Here is a 16,259-nt window from a genome sequence, read left to right as displayed (position 1 = left end):
AGAAAAACATCCGTAGTGTCGATAAACTACGGATGTTTCACTCATAAAATCATTGATTAAAAATAAGACATCACGTTATTCTCATTTTGAATTTTATAAAAAAGCAGGAATAAAATGAAGAAATTACCTCTGGGAATTATGGTCGTAGCATTAATTAGCAGCCAATCGCTTTTAGCGAAAAATTGGCAAGAAATAAAACAAAGTGGGGAATTACGGATTGGTGTTCCCGGTGACTACGCCCCTTTGGCCTTTCATAATAAACAGGGGGAATTGATTGGTTACGATATTGATATGGCAAAATCTCTGGGTGAAAGTCTGAAGCTTAAAGTCAATTTTGTACCAAGCAGTTGGCCAACACTTTCTGAAGATTTAGCGGCAGACAAGTTTGATATCGCGATGGGTGGCGTCACAGAAACACCCGGCCGCGCAGCGCAATTCTCATTATCCAGCCCGGTGGTGAAGAACGGCAAAATTGCCTTAGCTAATTGCCAGCAATCCAAAAAATTCCCCACATTGGCGGCGATTGATCGCGAAGCGGTAAAAGTTATTGTCAATCCAGGAGGTACCAATCAATCGTTTGTCGATGCCAATATCAAGCAAGCCCAAATCATCCGAACCCAAGATAACGTGGCTAATTTGCAGGGAGTCCGAGATCAAAGTGCGGATATTATGTTTACTGACTTAATCGAAGGGGATTATTACCAGAGCAAAGAGCCTGGCGTATTTTGTGTCGCAACACCGGAAATATTACCCGGCACCGGCAGCTACAAAGTGTATATGATGGCGAAAGATAATCAGCCATTATTGAAAGAAGTCAATCAGTGGCTGGCAGGTGAGACAAAATCCACATTAGCGCATAAATGGAATATATCCGAGTAGCGACTTTTGATTGCCAGCGCATATGGGCTGGCAATAGCCTATGACTTTGATGACATTGCCATCCATGGCAACTTTCATCACGCCGTTAACCCACCATCCAACACCAAGGTCTGGCCAGTCATATAGCGGCTATCATTACCGACCATAAAAGCACTGACACGAGCAACTTCCTGCGCACTTCCCAAACGCCGTAAAGGTATTTGTTTACGCAACCCTTTTAAGGCATCGGCAGGCATGTCGCGCGTCATATCGCTGTCGATCACCCCCGGCAATAGGCAGTTAACTCGAATATTAAAGCGGCCCATCTCAAGCGCCAGTGAGCGGCCAAGGCCAATCATCGCCGCTTTACTGGCACCATAAGCGCTCTGGCCGATATTGCCTTTTATCGCGGTCACTGAGGACATCAGCAACACGGCACCTTCGCCCTGCATCATCATTGCTGGCAAAACATGCTTATTCCAGTAGAAAACCGCATTCAGATTGGTATCCAGCACATTGCGCCAGTTATCACCATTCTGCTGAATATGTAAGCTGTCACCGGTAATACCGGCATTATGAATTACCGCGCCGGGTGGGCCATACTTCTCTAACAATTGCGGCGCAAGTGCATCGACATCCGCTTCATTGCTGCCATCACAGCGATAGCTGGTCACCTTACCGGGCAACCCTTCACAGCTGTCGATAACATCGCGGCTCTGTTGCTCACCATTGCGCCAGGTAAACACCACATTCCACTCTTTAGCCAGTTCTTCGACCAAAGCGCGACCAATACCGCGGCTGCCGCCGGTAATTAACACCCATTGCTTGCTCATAATATTATTTCTTTTGCTCGGCCAACTTCTGGCAAAGCTCTCCTAAAGTCATGTCCGGATTTTCCATAAACATTTCAGCATTCAGCGTCGCGCCGAATTCGCGCTTTGCCAGCACCATCAATTCGACATAATCCAGACTGTCGAGTTTTAACTGATGCAGTGGCATTTCAGGTGATAATGCAGACATCTCTAAGTCTTTGGCGTCACACAACATTTCACATACAGTGTCATAAACGTGTTGATACTTTTCCATGATCTTATCCTTTTTTAATGCGCGGCTAACGGCCACGTTTTCAATGTTACAGCTGTGGTAATTAATGGCCCTAAGTCGGAACGGGCCGCAATAGCCGCGCGCAATACCCAGCCATCAGTCGGGTTGCCGACAATCAGTGTCGGCTCGATGGCGTAGTGCAATGCACTGCGGACAAATAAATTCGGGTTATTGATGCGCAGTAAATCTGCACTGAAATGCACATCATGGTGAGTTTGGATAACCGGCACATACTTGAAAACATCAATCAAAGTTTCCGCCTCAATCCCCGGTAATACCTGTTTGGCGGTGGCCAGTGTTTGCGGCGCAGCAACCAACAATTTAAATAGCAGGGCATCAAAAAATCCCCAGCATTCAGCCGGTTGTGATGCGTCACCCAGGAATTGCTGGCTTGACTGGAAAACCTCGTCCGCAGACAAAGATGCCCACTGTTCGTTGTCAGTTTGTACCAGTGCGGGCGCACTGCGCAGCTTGCCGTTAAAGCAATTCTCACCGCTGCTAATATCAATCAGATTGCCACTCACCTGCTCTGGCGTTTGACTGACTTGCAGCTGATACGGCATATGGCACTGTACCGGTTGACGTAAGCGGGCGTTAAAACGTAGAAACTCCACTGGCGGCAATACCGGCAATAACGCCGTGCTGAGCTGATACTTGATATCCAGCATGGCGCGCATCCCGTGGACAGTCAGTTGTTCCTGCCCCAAATGCTGTGCATGTTGCAGATCAAAATGGATCGGGTTGTAATCGCCGGAAAACTCCGCCCAACGCTCCGCATCACTGAGGTTATAGTTATAGTTGTAGTTAAAAATCGAGTTAAACGTCGTGTTAACAGTCATGCTTAATCCAACCCGATAACCAATGCAGCATTCGCGCCACCAAAGCCGAAACTCAGGTTTAGCGTGTTGCGCAAAGCTTTTGGCCGATGCCCTTCGCTGATGTAATCAAGGTCACATTGCGGGTCAGCATTTTTCAGATTACAAGTCGCGGGCATTATCTGATGCGCCAACGCTTGCAGACAAATAATAGATTCAAAGCTGCCCGCCGCCGCAATCAAATGGCCGGAATAGGATTTGGTGCTGGACAGTGGCGTAGTATAAGCCGCAGCGCCAAAGGCCTGTTTAATGGATTGGGTTTCATTCAGGTCATTAAGCTGAGTCGAGGTGCCGTGCAAGTTCACGTAATCAATCTCGTCGGCGCTCAAACCCGCTTGCTGCAAGGCATGCTGAATAGTTTTCACCCGAGCAACCCTGTCTTCCGCCGGTGCAGTGAAATCAAAGGCATCGGAATAGTTACCGTAACCTTTAATTTCGCCGAGAATGTTGGCACCACGAGCAATCGCCCCTTCCCGCTCTTCCAGACACAATACCGCCGCGCCTTCGGATAATACAAAGCCGTTTCGGTCCAAACTGAATGGGCAGCTGGCTTTGCTGGCATCTTCTTGCTCGCGCGCCAATGCACCTAAAATATCGATATTCCACACTGCTGCATCACTGCGTAGAGATTCACCCGCTCCCGCCAACATCATTGATGCTCGCCCGCTACGGATGATTTCAAATGCATCGCCGATCGCAATGGTGCCGGTCGCACAGGCAGCAATCGGGGAATTCTGATAGCCGCGCAACCCCCAGTACAAACTACAGGCGGCGGTACCGGCATTCGGCATCGACAAGAAACAGCCGAACGGCGTGCCCAGCCCGGTTTCCAGATAGCCTTCATAGTTATCGTGGGTTTCATCCTGCCCAGCCCAGCCGCTGCCGATAATGGTGCCGCAATCGAGCAAATCATAATAATCTGCGACAGATTTTTCAGCGAACGCCATCTCCATCGCTTCGCGAGCAGCGGCCAATGCCAACCGGGCATAGCGCGGCAGGCGGCGGCGTATTGCCGCTGGAACTGACTTCAAATTGGGTTCCGCATCCAACAGGCCAAAAAAGCGCGATTTAATGCCCTGCTCGGATTTATCGTAATAGCGATAACCTAATTTGTTATCCATAATGGCGGCCCAGCTTTGCTGCGCGGTCATTCCCAGAGGCGTTACCGAGCCGTAACCGGTGACAACAACCCGGCGCTGTTTAACTGTATTTGTCATGATTTAATTCCTTTACTGTCCCTGCTGTTATCAACACCGCCACCTAATGCTAACCACAATTTCATGGTGGCATTCAGATAGTTATATTGAAGTTCGAGCAAACTGGTTTCACTGGTCAGCAGGGCATCCTGCGCATCCAGTAAGGTCTGAAATGAAACGGCACCTGCTTGATATTGGCTGTTCGTCAGGCTAAGCCGACGCTGGCTGAGTTGCAGGTTCTGCCACTGATTCTGTTTTTGTTGCTGATAACTCAACCGCCCTATCATGGCGTCGTCGACATCTTTCAGTGCGCTGTAGACTTTGGTGCGGAAATCGACAGCGGCTAATTTCACATCCAGCTTTGACTGGTCGATGGTGAGCTGCACCGTATTCCACTGCAAGAAAGGCAGCGCACTGTTGACACTGAGTGTCCGGCTCGGGTTACTAAACCATTGCGAAAACACCGAGTTACCGGCGTCCAATGCAGCCCCCAGCGAAAGTGTCGGGTAGAAATTCAGCTTAGCCACATCCGATCCCGCTAAAGCGGCGCGCAAACGCCACTCGGCAGCCTGTACATCAGGCCGCTGGGCAATAACTTCTAGCGGTAAACTGGCGGCAATCGGCACCTGTTGCTGTAAATCCAATGACTGGCGCTCCGCCTGACGATAATTAGGGGCGCGGTTAAACAGCAACGCCATGGCGTTACGCGCAACTTCGCGCTGCTGCTCGATATTTTGATACTGATTTTGCCTGTCCAGCAAAGCTTGCTGCGCCTGCAACAGCTCGATTTCACTGGCATCCCCCGCCTTCAGTCGCGCGCTCACAATTTTGAGAGTGTCTTGCGAGATAGCCAGCGCCGTCTGTTGGTAACCTAACTGCTGGTTAAATTTCGCAATCTGCCAATAAAGATCGGCCGTGGTTCCAATCAATAACAGGGCAGTGACCTGCCGATCCTGTTCAGTGGCATTGACCAACCAGGCGGATTGCTCACGAGCGCGGGCCAGTTTGCCCCACAAATCCAGCTCGTAACTCAACCCAAACGAGGTGTTATAGTTTTCACGCGGCTCGGTATTCTCATTCAGAGATCGGGTGTTACTCCCCCCTCCAGTCAAGGTGACATTCGGGGTCATATTGGTATTGGTCAGCCCAGCCGTCAAACGCGCTTGCTGTAACTTCAAGCCCGCAGTGGTCAAGTCATTATTACTGACCAACATGCGGCTGATGCTTTCTGACAATTGTGGGTCGTCGAAATTTTCCCACCAGTGCACACTGTGATGCAGGTAATTGCCGCCACTGTCTTTAATCCGCCATTCGTCGGGGATTGACACCATCGGGCGCTGATAGTCACTTTTCAGTAATGCACCGCAGCCCGCTAGCACCAAGCTGGTCATTAGCACTAAGCTTTTAAATAACATGGCGTTAATTAATCTTTTCATTCTCGTGCCAATGCCTCTGTGGGGTGCAAACGAGCGGCATTGCGCGCTGGGAAAAAGCCAAAACCTAACCCGATAAGTGCAGAGAAACTGCACGCCATCACTAACGGCGGCCAGGTGAAAATCATGGTGAATTCTTGGGTAACCCACGAGAAAACCACCCCCGCCAACGCGGAGCCAACAATACCAATCAAGCCACCGAGGGTGCAGATAACCACCGCCTCAATCAGGAACTGGGTCATGATGTCACTCGGGCGGGCACCTACCGACAGGCGGATACCGATTTCATGGGTGCGCTCAGTCACCGACACCAACATGATATTCATCACGCCCACCCCACCCACCAGCAGTGAAATCGCGGCGATGGAGGTGATCAGCAGCGTCATCGAATCAGAGGTTTTCTGAATCGCTCGGTTCATCTGGTCATTGCTCAGAATGAAAAAGTCCCGCTGACCATGCGCCCTGTCCAGCACCTTTTCGATATCGCGCTGCACTTCATTCAAGCTGTAGTTTTCACCAATCTGCACAGCTATAGATTCCAGCGGAATATCACCCGAAATACGCTCAGAGAGAGAGGTATAGGGCATCCAGGCCGTCAATAATCCGCCATAGGACGAACCGGCGCGCTTAGCAACACCAATCACCCGCAAGGGGATGCCGTCCAGTTGGACAATTTCGCCAATAGGATTTTGCCCGGCAGCAAACAGGGTATCGCTAAGCTCGGGTTGCAAAATAACCACCGGCTCGCGGGCATTAACATGCTGTTGTCTAAGGCTATCGCCGGTCATAATATTCAGCCCGCTCGCCTTGAAGAAACCCTGGCCGACCCCGGAGAGCAAAATCATCACTTGTTTGTCCCCATGAATCGCCGTCACCGTTTTACTGACCACTGGCGACAGGTTCTCGACATAGGGCTGGCGGCTGAGTAAATCGACATCCGCCACACTGAGGGCGCGCTCAAAATCAGGGCGCGGCTTATCCCAGCCAAGTCCTGGGCGAATTTCCATGTTACTGACACCCAGTTGGCTGATTTCACTCAGGATTTCCTGACGAGCACCTTCCCCGACCGCCATGGAAGAAACCACCGACGAAATGCCGATAATGATGCCCAGCATGGATAAAAAGGCGCGAATTCGGTGACCCAGTAGGGCGCGCCACGCCATCTTGATAGCTTCTCTCACACTCAACCACCAGTGTGGGCGGCCCGTGGCAACCGGGTTAGGTAACGCGGCGTGAATAGCGGTTGTGCCGATAGCCTCATTATTGCGATCTGCAATGATTTCACCGTCACTAATCTCGATGATACGCTGCGCCTGATTGGCGATATTGCGGTCATGAGTCACGATAATAATGGTGTGGCCAGACTGGTGTAGGCCGTGCAAAATGCCCATCAGCTCCTGCCCGCTGGCGCTGTCGAGTGCGCCGGTCGGCTCATCGGCCAGAATAATCCCGGCACCATTCATCAGCGCGCGGGCAATACTCACCCGCTGCTGTTGCCCGCCCGACAACTGTGCCGGTTTGTGCAACAAATGCTGGCCCAGCCCCAGACGGCGTAACAAATAAGCTGCGCGCTCCTGACGTTCGGCGGTGGTCATCGCGGTATAAAGTGCCGGGATCACCACATTCTCCATTGCCGTGAGATACGGCATCAGATGATAGCGCTGAAAAATAAAACCAATGTATTGGCTGCGTAATTGCGCCAACTGTTCACTGCTGGCCTGCCGCGTCGGAATGTCGTGGATTGACATCTCGCCCTGCGTCGGTTTATCCAGACAGCCGATGATATTCATCAACGTCGATTTACCCGAGCCGGAAGCCCCAATAATCGCCACCATTTCGCCACTGTGAATTGACAGCGAAATATCCTTAAGCACCGCCACCGACTCTGTGCCGGACGTAAAATGACGATAAATCCCCTTGAGTTGAATCAATGGGTTGCGGTTAGCATCAGCGGTATGAACAGCATTAATGTGCATTGTTAGCTCCCGACGGCATCCCCGTCAGCACGACCTGTTCACCCGGTTCCAGCCCCTCTTTTACTTCGGCATATTGGTCATTACGCAAGCCGAGCAACACCCAACGCACCGTGGTTTTCTGGCCTTTACTGCCGCCATTTTGACTCACAACAACGCGATAGCGTTTATCCGACTGTTGCTCACCAAGAGCCGCCAGCGGCACCCGCAGCACATTTTTTGCCTGTGCGGTAATGATGAATACTTGCGCAGTCATTGAGGTGCGTAATAACCGCTCACTGTTGGCGATATTGAATATGCCATTGTAATAAACCGCTGAAGGTTGCTGGTTTGTCTGTGGCACGGTGCTGTCTTCGCGCAAACTGTCGGTAGAGGCCGCCTGGATAGCCCCCATCTGGCTTTCATAGCGGCGCTCGGGGTCAGCCACCACATAGAACCACAATGGCTGCCCAACACTGACTTTAAGAATGTCGGTTTCTGAAATGCGGGTGTTGACCGTCATGGTATCGACATTCGCCAACACCAGAATGGTCGGGGCTGTCTGTGAGGAAACGATGGTTTGCCCCTCTTTGGTGACGATGCCCAACACTTCGCCGTCAATCGGTGCCATGATGCGAGTAAAGGCTAAATTAGCTTTTGCAGTTTCCCGCGCGACCTGATTTTGCTCAATCAATGCTTCGTTAACACGGACTTGCGCTACCTGACTTTCGTATTGCGCCTGCGCTTTCTCCAGCGCACTTTTCACGCCCGCGTTTTCCGAGACCAATGTTTGCTGACGGCGGAACTCCAACTGATATTGGCGTAATAGAGCTTGAGCCACCTGTTTTTGCGCCTGCGCACTTTGTAATTCGGCTTCTGATTTACGCAATTCATTCTGTTGCAAGGTCGGGTCAATCTCTGCCAACAGCTGGCCACGGGTCACGCGGTCGCCCTGTTTGACATAAAGTTTGGTTAACTGCCCGTTAACCTGCGCGCCCACATTGACCTGTAATGACGGTTTTAAACTGCCGGTCGCCATGACGTACTTTTCAATATCACCGCGCCCAATGGTTTCAGTGAGCTGCGGGGCATCCTGCTGATTGTCCGATAATGACAGCGCAATCCCAATCCCGCCGGCAACCAGCAGCAACACGAATATCAGCGCTAAACGCAGTTTCTTGTTCATCATATTGATACGCATCAGTTAACCGCCGCTGGGGTAAAGCGACTTGATGTCGCAGGCTGAGTAAAATGCGCCAACTGGCCGTCATCCAAGCGGACAACCTTATCAAACAGCGGCAAGACACTTTCACTGTGGGTCACCGTTATCAATGTTTTCTGATATTCACGGCAATGGGCCAACAAAGCCTGCATCACCTGCTGGGCGGTGTCTTCGTCCAGATTGGCGGTAGGTTCATCCAACACCAAAACCGGGCAATCGCTGTACATGGCACGGGCCAGTAACAACCGCTGGCGTTGTCCTAAAGAGAGTGCGGAGTGACTTTCTCGCACCAGCGCACTGAGGCCGCCGGGCAACTTATTGATAACTGAAGTTAATTGTAACCCTTGCAGTGAGCGCTCGATGCGTTGAAGTTTATCGGTGTCCAGATTCCCATCAAACAAAGTGATGTTTTGTAACACCGAGGCATTAAACAGGATGTCTTCCTGACTTTGTAGGAAAAACAGCGCATGGGCCTGTTGGAAATCGACAACTTCGCCATCGACCAATACCTGCCCTTGTTGTGGCGGCATCAATCCCGCCATCACTTTCAGCAAGGTACTTTTCCCGGCACCGGACTCACCGATGATCGCCACACTTTGTCCGCGTGTCAGTGACAACGACAAATCGCGCAATACCGGCTGGTTGGCGTCGTAGGCAAAACGGATATTCTGATAAACCAGCTTATGCGCAAATGTTGGCGGTGCTGCTGGGATAACTGAACTTTTCTCCGACGGCGTTGACTGCCCGGCAGGGAACAGGTCACGCGCGCGGATATCAATGACGTGCAACTGGTTTTTTTGCAAAATGGCATAGAAAATCTTGGTGATGTACGAGGTGAAAATCTCGCGCACGAAACTGTAGGCAAAGAATTCGCCCAAGCTCAGTGTCCCCTGCTTCAACAATGGCAAAGCCAGCAGCATAAAGAACACCATTTCCAGACTGCCAATCAGCTGATACAGGCTATTTTTAACCTGATCGTAGATTTTCTTTTTCTGTAACGCCGTGAACAATGACAGCGCAAGGCCCGCAAACATCCCTTGGCGTTGGCTGGATAAACCGGCGGATTTAATGGTGGAAAAACCTTGAATGGTTTCCAGAATAAAATCACTTTGCTCAGCACTTTTCACCTGTAACTGCTGAGTGTAATAGCGGTCACGATAGATGGCCCAAATACTGATAAGCCCCATCAACATAACGCCGATAGCAGACACCATCGCCAACAGTGGGCTCATATAGCACATCACTGCCAGCGCGATGGCACCGATTATCCAGTCGGTACGCAGGCCGTTATCCAGCTCTATTTTTTGGGTTGCGGCCATCTGCCAGTTCGAGAATCGGCTGAAGATGTCACCCGGCGCTCGCTTATCAAAGAAGTTAAGCGAGTGGCTTAGTAAGCGGGAGAAACCGGCAACACTGTTAAGCACCACAAAGTGTTTGATATATCGCTCGGTGATGTATCGCACGCAAAAAGCGAGTGAAGTGGACACCACAAAAGCCAAGAGGAAATAGAAATAAGGAAAATCTTTATCGCCCGCAGAAGAAAACACGTCATTAATGGCGCTGCTGACCATGGTCGGCATAATAAACAGTGTCAGGGAGATCAAAAATGCCAGCGTCATCAGCCAGTAAATACCCCGAACGCTGGCAGTTTCTTTCAAACTCATGCAGTCGAGCGCACTGAGCCGCTTGCTGTGTTCAATCTTCTTAGCCGCTTCAGGGTCCGCAGGTGTTTCTGGATCAAGCACCAGCGCGTAGCCGCTGATTTCTGCTTTTAACGCATCCATCGGCAATAATTGCTGCCCGATAGCCGGGTTCATGACACAGACATAATTGCCTTTACGGTAGGCGAGCAAGACATAATGGTTTGCACCATAGTGCAAAATAGCCGGCAGCGGTAAAGCCGACAATTCCTGATGTTCAAACACCACCGGATAAGCCGGTATGGCCAACTCAGATAAAATAGTACAAAGCGTAGCCAATGACGTGCCGTGTGCAGAGGCAGGATAGCGCTCCCGTAAGCTTTCCAGCGGTGCGTTGATGCCTTGCGTTTGTGCTAGCATCGCAATACAGGCCAAACCACACTCATTGGTTTCGCTTTGAAAAACTAACGTTGGGATTATCTTTTCCATTTTCTACTATTCTTTGTAAGTGACATTATTCATTAATAAAAAATAATGAATGTGAGTGCCATAACAGCCAATCTTGCGGATGCTGCGTCATTGATGTTTCAATCAATTCAGGTAATTTACTTTTTATCTCCCGCGCACTAAGCGCAGGATAAATGTGAATTTTTATTTCTTTGTCGTAATACAGATAATAAAAAACCACCTGCGCTGACAGTGCTCTGGCAAGGCGAATAATGCCGCTGTGCAAATTAGCAGGGCGGTTAAACAGCTGGCAGGACATTTTTGCCGTTTCTGCTGGCTGGTTATTGACGGTGTAATCCGGCGTAATATCCGGAAAAATCATAATATTCCGCTTATGCTCGGCAGCTTCCATGATGGCATCCATCAAGTTACCGGCGATTGCACGGCTGTCAGCATGGATAGAACAATAGGAAATATTCACTCCGCCCATTTGCCGCGCCTGCTCTTCATAAGCTTCAGCACTGGCTGAAACCACCACAGTGGCCTGCCCCGGATAAGTCCCCGCGCCCACCATACCCGCAAGCACATCAGAAACCATGTGCAGAGGCGCGAGAATAACCGGCGAACCAGCCTCATGTAGCGCACTCACCTGGATATCTAGCTGCTCAGTACAGGCCGCTAACTGCGCTAAAATCCGCCGATTTTGACCATAAGTTGCGGCCAACTCCAACACCTGACGGCGCTGTGCGGTACGAATAAAATTCTGTGCCGATGGGCGATTGTGACTGTCTAATAAACACTGGCTATTCGCCGCCGCCACCCGTGCCAGATTTTTCTGATGCCGTGAAACCAAACCTAAAGCCCGGCGCAAAGCGCCGAGCATCAGTAAGAAGCGATAATCACCGTGCCGCAACAACCAGATAGCTATTTTTGCCTGCCAGCGGGCGAGTAAACGCCCACTAAACGCCAGTTTGTCGAGCTGGTTTCTCCAGGCGAAATAGCTCCATACGGCTAACAGTCTCATTATTTCTCCAGCGCCTTATCGTGCTCGAGTAATGACAAGAGATGATCCGAAAACTCCGGGAATTGACGATCCTGTAGCGCTATCCATTTTTTACCGACAATAAAGGTCGGGGTGGCATCAATTTTGTAATGCGCGGTCACTGCCGTCATATAGGCTAACAATTCTTTCACTTCAGCTGACTGGCTGACTTGCTGATATTTGGCAACGTCAATGTCATTGGCTTTTAACCAAGTTTCGAGCTGGCTGTTATCACTCAGGTCGATGTTGTCTTCAAGCACCGCTTTGTAAGCACTTTGGCGATGTTGCGGTTCAATGCCCATGACCGATAAGGTCGCGAAAATAGGTGCAAAACGCCCCAAGCCGGTGGTTTTATCGCTGCTGATATGTAGGCGGACAAAACGCGTCCCTTCTGGCATGCGGTTTTCTAATTGGGTCACATTCTCTTCATTGATGGCGCAGTAATGGCAGCCATAAGAGAAGATCTCGATAATAGTTTTATCGTCTTTGATTGGGCTGTTTTCAACTTCACTGCTGCTGACAGCGAATAGGGTTTCCTGTTCATCCTGATTAAGAACGAAATAGTGGAAATAGGCCGTTGTTATCAATGAAGAAATAAGGATAACTAACAGTGTATAGCCTATAAAAAATCCCTTACTCCTAAACATATTTTTTTCAGTAGACATAGATTCAGTTCTATTCACAATCAGAGTTCAGGTAAGACATAAACAGAATTAAATAACATTTATGCCCACGAAATAGTCTTTCTAACACTCAGTTAATGCGAAAATTCTTGAATTTAAGCATCGGTGATACATTTGAAGAAATAAATCAGGCAAGTACAGAAATCCCTCCCGCACTTGCCTGGGATACTATTAAATATCGATAAAAATTAACGAATACTTAATTTATATCTTATTTACAGTTAGCAATGTTGGTAGCTGTAGCTGTACGGCTAGTCACTTTACCGTGCTTGTCAGTACAAGTAGTAACAGCCTGGCAAGTCAAAGTAGTGCTACCTGACAGCCACTCATAAGTATCTTTACAAGTTACGCCAGTACCGCCAACGATTGTATTTGCTTCAGCCATGTTCATTTTTTTCATGAGAAAGATCCTTAAAGGAAAATAAAAATTTATAGCCTATTATTTAATAGCCCATTGAAGTATGCGTTTTTAATTTCAGGTTTATTGCTAACACCTCATTAATCTAACGCAGTGAATTTATACTATATTAACGCAATGCATTACAACCAAAATATAACATTTATTTAATTTCAAAAAAAACACAAATAAATGCCACGGGCGCCCACTGCCATAATAAAACAACAGTAAAACGACCCGAAATACAAATATAAAAATAGCGAATTTAAAGCGCTATTTTATATTTATATTAATCATGTACTCAGCCAGTGAGTACATATAAATCTGTATTTAGAGGTATGACATAATAACCACTCCACTACCACTAAACGTACCCGAATCAGGTAATCCTACCGAATGCAGTGTTGATTCAATCGGGAAAGGCGTCTGCCCAACACCAGCGGTTACTGTGACACCATTGACATTGGACAAGTCTTGCCCTGACATTTTTAATGTTGATGTCAGCTTGCCATTTTGCCCAAGATTAATACTTTTACTTCCCACCAGAGTTAATTTCAACGATGTTGTGACCGTACATCTGATGTTTAATGGCTCACTTTTTATTGCACCATCAACATTTTGCTGATTAAGTGAACCATAATTGATATAGACATCACCGGTAATTTCACAGGTTTCTGGAGTCGGCGGGACCGCGCCACAATAAGAGCCGGGAATGACTCGGCCGGTAAGGTTATTACCCTCAGCCCCTTGCCAATACATCACACCAAAGCAGCTACCGGCGGCATATAACGGAAGAGTTGTATTTGTAGCCCAGCTTCCCGACACCCCATTTTTAGCAACAAAAGCCGCTCTCATAACCTCTGCAGTCGCCCCCTGAGAAACAACAACTCGCGTCAATGCGTTCTGCGGGTTACCACATATCTCAGCATTGGTCGCCGTCGAGTAGTGACATATCGCCACAGAGCAAGATGCAGCAGTACAAAGTACCCCCTGCATTTCTTCGCTCGGCCAAGAATATGTCCCTTGGTATTGTTGCCCTACCCGCGTTTGGGTCGACACCCAGGCACTGGCCTGGCTATAAAGTGGAAATAAAAACAGCACGCAAGCAATTAGCCAGAAATATTGACTACTTAAGCGTATATTAGGCTGTGTCATTCGTTTAAGTTCCATTGTCTCTATCCGCATATCGGCATTTAAGCTGTTGATAATAAATTTCAGCATTGAAATATTCTTATTGAAATAAAATTAGTGGGGGAACCCATTAATAATATTGCAGATTAAATGTTGCAACGGCACTGAACTCACCGCGTTTAATCGTGCGTTGAGTTATTGCATCTGGCTCACCCTGAACATAAGCTTTCAAGGTAATAATGTTGTTACCTGTATCAAGCGCAATATCATCACTTGACTGATTAAGGGGCAAAGCTTTCCCTGCCAATGTTTCAAGACCAATGGCTATTCCGACATCATTACCGTCGACAGACAATAATCCGGGTAATTTAAGGTTATCATTACCGGTAAACTTAATATTGGCGGTTGTACCCAGACTAATGTCACAATCAACCAAGTGTATTTGAAATTGTTTTCCCAAAGTACGCTGATTCGAATATAGATATTTGTCGACTACCGTACCAAAATTCAAACTAATGGCTTCATCGCCAGGACGAATCGTGCAAGGTTCGGCAACTAATGCACCATGAAAACGCATATTGTCAGCAGCCGATGCCGGTATAGCCCAAAAAATATTCAGAATCAGAATACTTAAAATGGTTCGCCCACGACGCATCAGCAGATTTAAATTAGTCATCATTTGATCCTATTGATAATCCACTAATAACGTGGCGGTAGCCTCAAAACTGCCTTCACTTAATGTTGCGCCCGTGGCCTTAATAGGAACGGCTTTCAGTACCGGCGGGTTATTTTTGTCATAAGCAACACGGGTATTCAGCGGAAAAGAAACACCATTTTTCAGAATACGGATACCCAAGTCCCTAACATCAGTTTGTATTGCTGCTGGGTCAAATGTGGCAACAGATGCACTCACAATTGTTAGACCCAAATCCAAACTGCTACTAACCGTTTCACAAGTAATGCTGTAAGGCACTGTCTGGGTATAATTGATGCCATCAATCTTGTTCACACCCAGATTTTCCCCAAAAGGTACATCAATAATTTTCCCCCCATTAATCACACAAGGGGCGGGATTGATTAGTGTGCCGGTGAACAGCATGTCTTCCGCATACGCTAATGTGCTACCCAGTGTCAGTACTACTGCAATGGAACAACGCAATACTCGTGAGACATTTTTCATTACTGATACTCCACAACCATGGTCGCGGTACCGTAAAAAACACCGGTACTCAGCGTCGCACCGGATTGCTTGACCGGTACTGCTTTCAGCACAGGAACCGTCGGATAGGAAAACGTGAACGCCGTATTCAGTGCCAATGCTTGATCATTGCGCAGCAGTTTAATCCCCAGAGCTGAATTATTGGTGCTCAAAACACTGGGTTCAAAATTTGCGCCATTACCCTTGATAGTCATTTTCAGTGCATTGGAAACAGCCCCAGTGCAGTTCAATGTATAAGTCACGGGTTTCATATACTGAGTACCGTCAACTCGCGATGTCAGAATATCATCGCCAAAATCAACAGTAATAGTGCCAGTATTGTTAATCACACAAGGCGGAGGATTAATTAATGTGCCCGAGAACAGCATGTTGTCTGCATGGGCCAACGTACTACCAAGAACCAGTACCGTCGCAACAGAACAGCGCGAAATAAATGAATTCATTTTCATTATTGATACTCCACAACCAGGGTTGCTGTGCCGGAAAAGTATCCCGTGCTCAACGTTGCATTTGTTTGTTTGACCGGTACCGCCTGTAATACTGGAACATTTGGATAGGTGAAACTGGATGTCGCATTAAGTGCCAGTGGCAGCCCATCACGTATCAATTTGATCCCCAAACCTGAATTGCTGGTTTTCAAGAGACTAGTATCAAAAGTCGCACCATTCCCCTTGATACTTATTTTCAGCGCATTAGATGCTGCCGCAGTACAGTTCAACGTATAGCCCACCGGCTGCATATAGTTGACACCATCAATATTTGATGTCAGGACGGTATCGCTGAAATCGACGTTAATCGTATTATTGTTGTTAATCACACAAGGCGGTGCAGCAAAAATAGTGACTTCAACCGTGACCGTTGCCGTCTTAGTTAGCGCCCATGCAGAGCTGCTTAACAATAATGTCATCACTGCGGTCGCCGCCCCTGCAATGGCTGTCATCTTAATGATGGACATCATGGCCATCGGAGTCAGCCGGGTAACTATTCCCCTAAAAACAACAGTCATCCCATATTCCTTATTCATTGTTCAGCCTGACATCCGCCCTGTCTTCTTATGCAG

General features: G+C 48.4%; 17 protein-coding genes. 1 reads left to right on the top strand and 16 read right to left on the bottom strand.

Annotated elements, in window-relative coordinates:
* Positions 1–114: 114 nt before the first annotated feature.
* Complete coding sequence (locus OP863_RS04165) at positions 115–879, top strand: transporter substrate-binding domain-containing protein (RefSeq protein WP_265525919.1); 765 nt, start codon at positions 115–117, stop codon at positions 877–879.
* A gap of 77 nt (positions 880–956) precedes the next feature.
* Here OP863_RS04165 and OP863_RS04160 read toward each other — a convergent pair whose 3' ends face one another.
* From OP863_RS04160 to OP863_RS04085, 16 genes are all read right to left on the bottom strand, one after another.
* Positions 957–1,691 (bottom strand): SDR family NAD(P)-dependent oxidoreductase, encoded by a 735-nt coding sequence (locus tag OP863_RS04160; protein ID WP_038635906.1) that lies wholly within the window; start codon positions 1,689–1,691, stop codon positions 957–959.
* Positions 1,692–1,695: 4 nt separating this feature from the next.
* Positions 1,696–1,944: an acyl carrier protein gene (locus tag OP863_RS04155; RefSeq protein ID WP_038635910.1), complete on the bottom strand. Its 249-nt coding sequence runs from the start codon at positions 1,942–1,944 to the stop codon at positions 1,696–1,698.
* Between the two features lie 14 nt (positions 1,945–1,958).
* Complete coding sequence (locus OP863_RS04150) at positions 1,959–2,801, bottom strand: MaoC family dehydratase (RefSeq protein ID WP_145589427.1); 843 nt, start codon at positions 2,799–2,801, stop codon at positions 1,959–1,961.
* Positions 2,802–2,803: 2 nt separating this feature from the next.
* Positions 2,804–4,054, bottom strand: a complete 1,251-nt coding sequence (locus tag OP863_RS04145; RefSeq protein ID WP_145589426.1) for a beta-ketoacyl-[acyl-carrier-protein] synthase family protein — start codon at positions 4,052–4,054, stop codon at positions 2,804–2,806.
* Positions 4,051–5,469 (bottom strand): efflux transporter outer membrane subunit, encoded by a 1,419-nt coding sequence (locus OP863_RS04140; protein WP_265525918.1) that lies wholly within the window; start codon positions 5,467–5,469, stop codon positions 4,051–4,053. The genes OP863_RS04145 and OP863_RS04140 overlap by 4 nt, the downstream gene beginning before the upstream one ends.
* Entirely contained in the window at positions 5,466–7,442 is a 1,977-nt protein-coding gene (locus OP863_RS04135) for an ABC transporter permease (RefSeq protein WP_265525917.1), read from the bottom strand. Before OP863_RS04135 ends, OP863_RS04140 begins: the two co-directional genes overlap by 4 nt.
* Entirely contained in the window at positions 7,432–8,619 is a 1,188-nt protein-coding gene (locus tag OP863_RS04130; RefSeq protein WP_145591164.1) for an efflux RND transporter periplasmic adaptor subunit, read from the bottom strand. Before OP863_RS04130 ends, OP863_RS04135 begins: the two co-directional genes overlap by 11 nt.
* The gene (locus OP863_RS04125; RefSeq protein ID WP_145589423.1) at positions 8,619–10,769 is read right to left on the bottom strand and encodes a peptidase domain-containing ABC transporter; all 2,151 of its coding nucleotides are present in this window, start codon (positions 10,767–10,769) and stop codon (positions 8,619–8,621) included. The genes OP863_RS04130 and OP863_RS04125 overlap by 1 nt, the downstream gene beginning before the upstream one ends.
* 25 nt (positions 10,770–10,794) lie before the next feature.
* On the bottom strand, positions 10,795–11,751 hold the full coding sequence (locus OP863_RS04120) for an ABC transporter (protein WP_265525916.1): 957 nt from the start codon (positions 11,749–11,751) through the stop codon (positions 10,795–10,797).
* Positions 11,751–12,434: a DsbA family protein gene (locus OP863_RS04115; RefSeq protein ID WP_186368244.1), complete on the bottom strand. Its 684-nt coding sequence runs from the start codon at positions 12,432–12,434 to the stop codon at positions 11,751–11,753. The genes OP863_RS04120 and OP863_RS04115 overlap by 1 nt, the downstream gene beginning before the upstream one ends.
* Positions 12,435–12,663: 229 nt before the next feature.
* Entirely contained in the window at positions 12,664–12,852 is a 189-nt protein-coding gene (locus OP863_RS04110) for a DUF4762 family protein (protein WP_145512882.1), read from the bottom strand.
* A 327-nt stretch (positions 12,853–13,179) separates the two neighbouring features.
* Positions 13,180–14,004: an exotoxin gene (locus tag OP863_RS04105; RefSeq protein WP_373918592.1), complete on the bottom strand. Its 825-nt coding sequence runs from the start codon at positions 14,002–14,004 to the stop codon at positions 13,180–13,182.
* A gap of 106 nt (positions 14,005–14,110) precedes the next feature.
* Positions 14,111–14,656 (bottom strand): fimbrial protein, encoded by a 546-nt coding sequence (locus OP863_RS04100; protein ID WP_145589435.1) that lies wholly within the window; start codon positions 14,654–14,656, stop codon positions 14,111–14,113.
* A gap of 9 nt (positions 14,657–14,665) precedes the next feature.
* Positions 14,666–15,160, bottom strand: a complete 495-nt coding sequence (locus OP863_RS04095) for a fimbrial protein (RefSeq protein ID WP_145589420.1) — start codon at positions 15,158–15,160, stop codon at positions 14,666–14,668.
* Positions 15,160–15,648, bottom strand: coding sequence for a fimbrial protein (locus OP863_RS04090; RefSeq protein WP_145589419.1), 489 nt, complete (start codon positions 15,646–15,648; stop codon positions 15,160–15,162). The genes OP863_RS04095 and OP863_RS04090 overlap by 1 nt, the downstream gene beginning before the upstream one ends.
* The gene (locus OP863_RS04085) at positions 15,648–16,205 is read right to left on the bottom strand and encodes a fimbrial protein (RefSeq protein ID WP_145589418.1); all 558 of its coding nucleotides are present in this window, start codon (positions 16,203–16,205) and stop codon (positions 15,648–15,650) included. Before OP863_RS04085 ends, OP863_RS04090 begins: the two co-directional genes overlap by 1 nt.
* Positions 16,206–16,259: the final 54 nt, after the last annotated feature.

The organism is Yersinia sp. SCPM-O-B-9106 (C-191), from assembly GCF_026183365.1.
Lineage (GTDB): Bacteria > Pseudomonadota > Gammaproteobacteria > Enterobacterales > Enterobacteriaceae > Yersinia > Yersinia rochesterensis.
The sequence above is the reverse complement of the archived record's forward strand: the minus strand, read 5'-3'. Positions and strand labels throughout refer to the sequence as shown.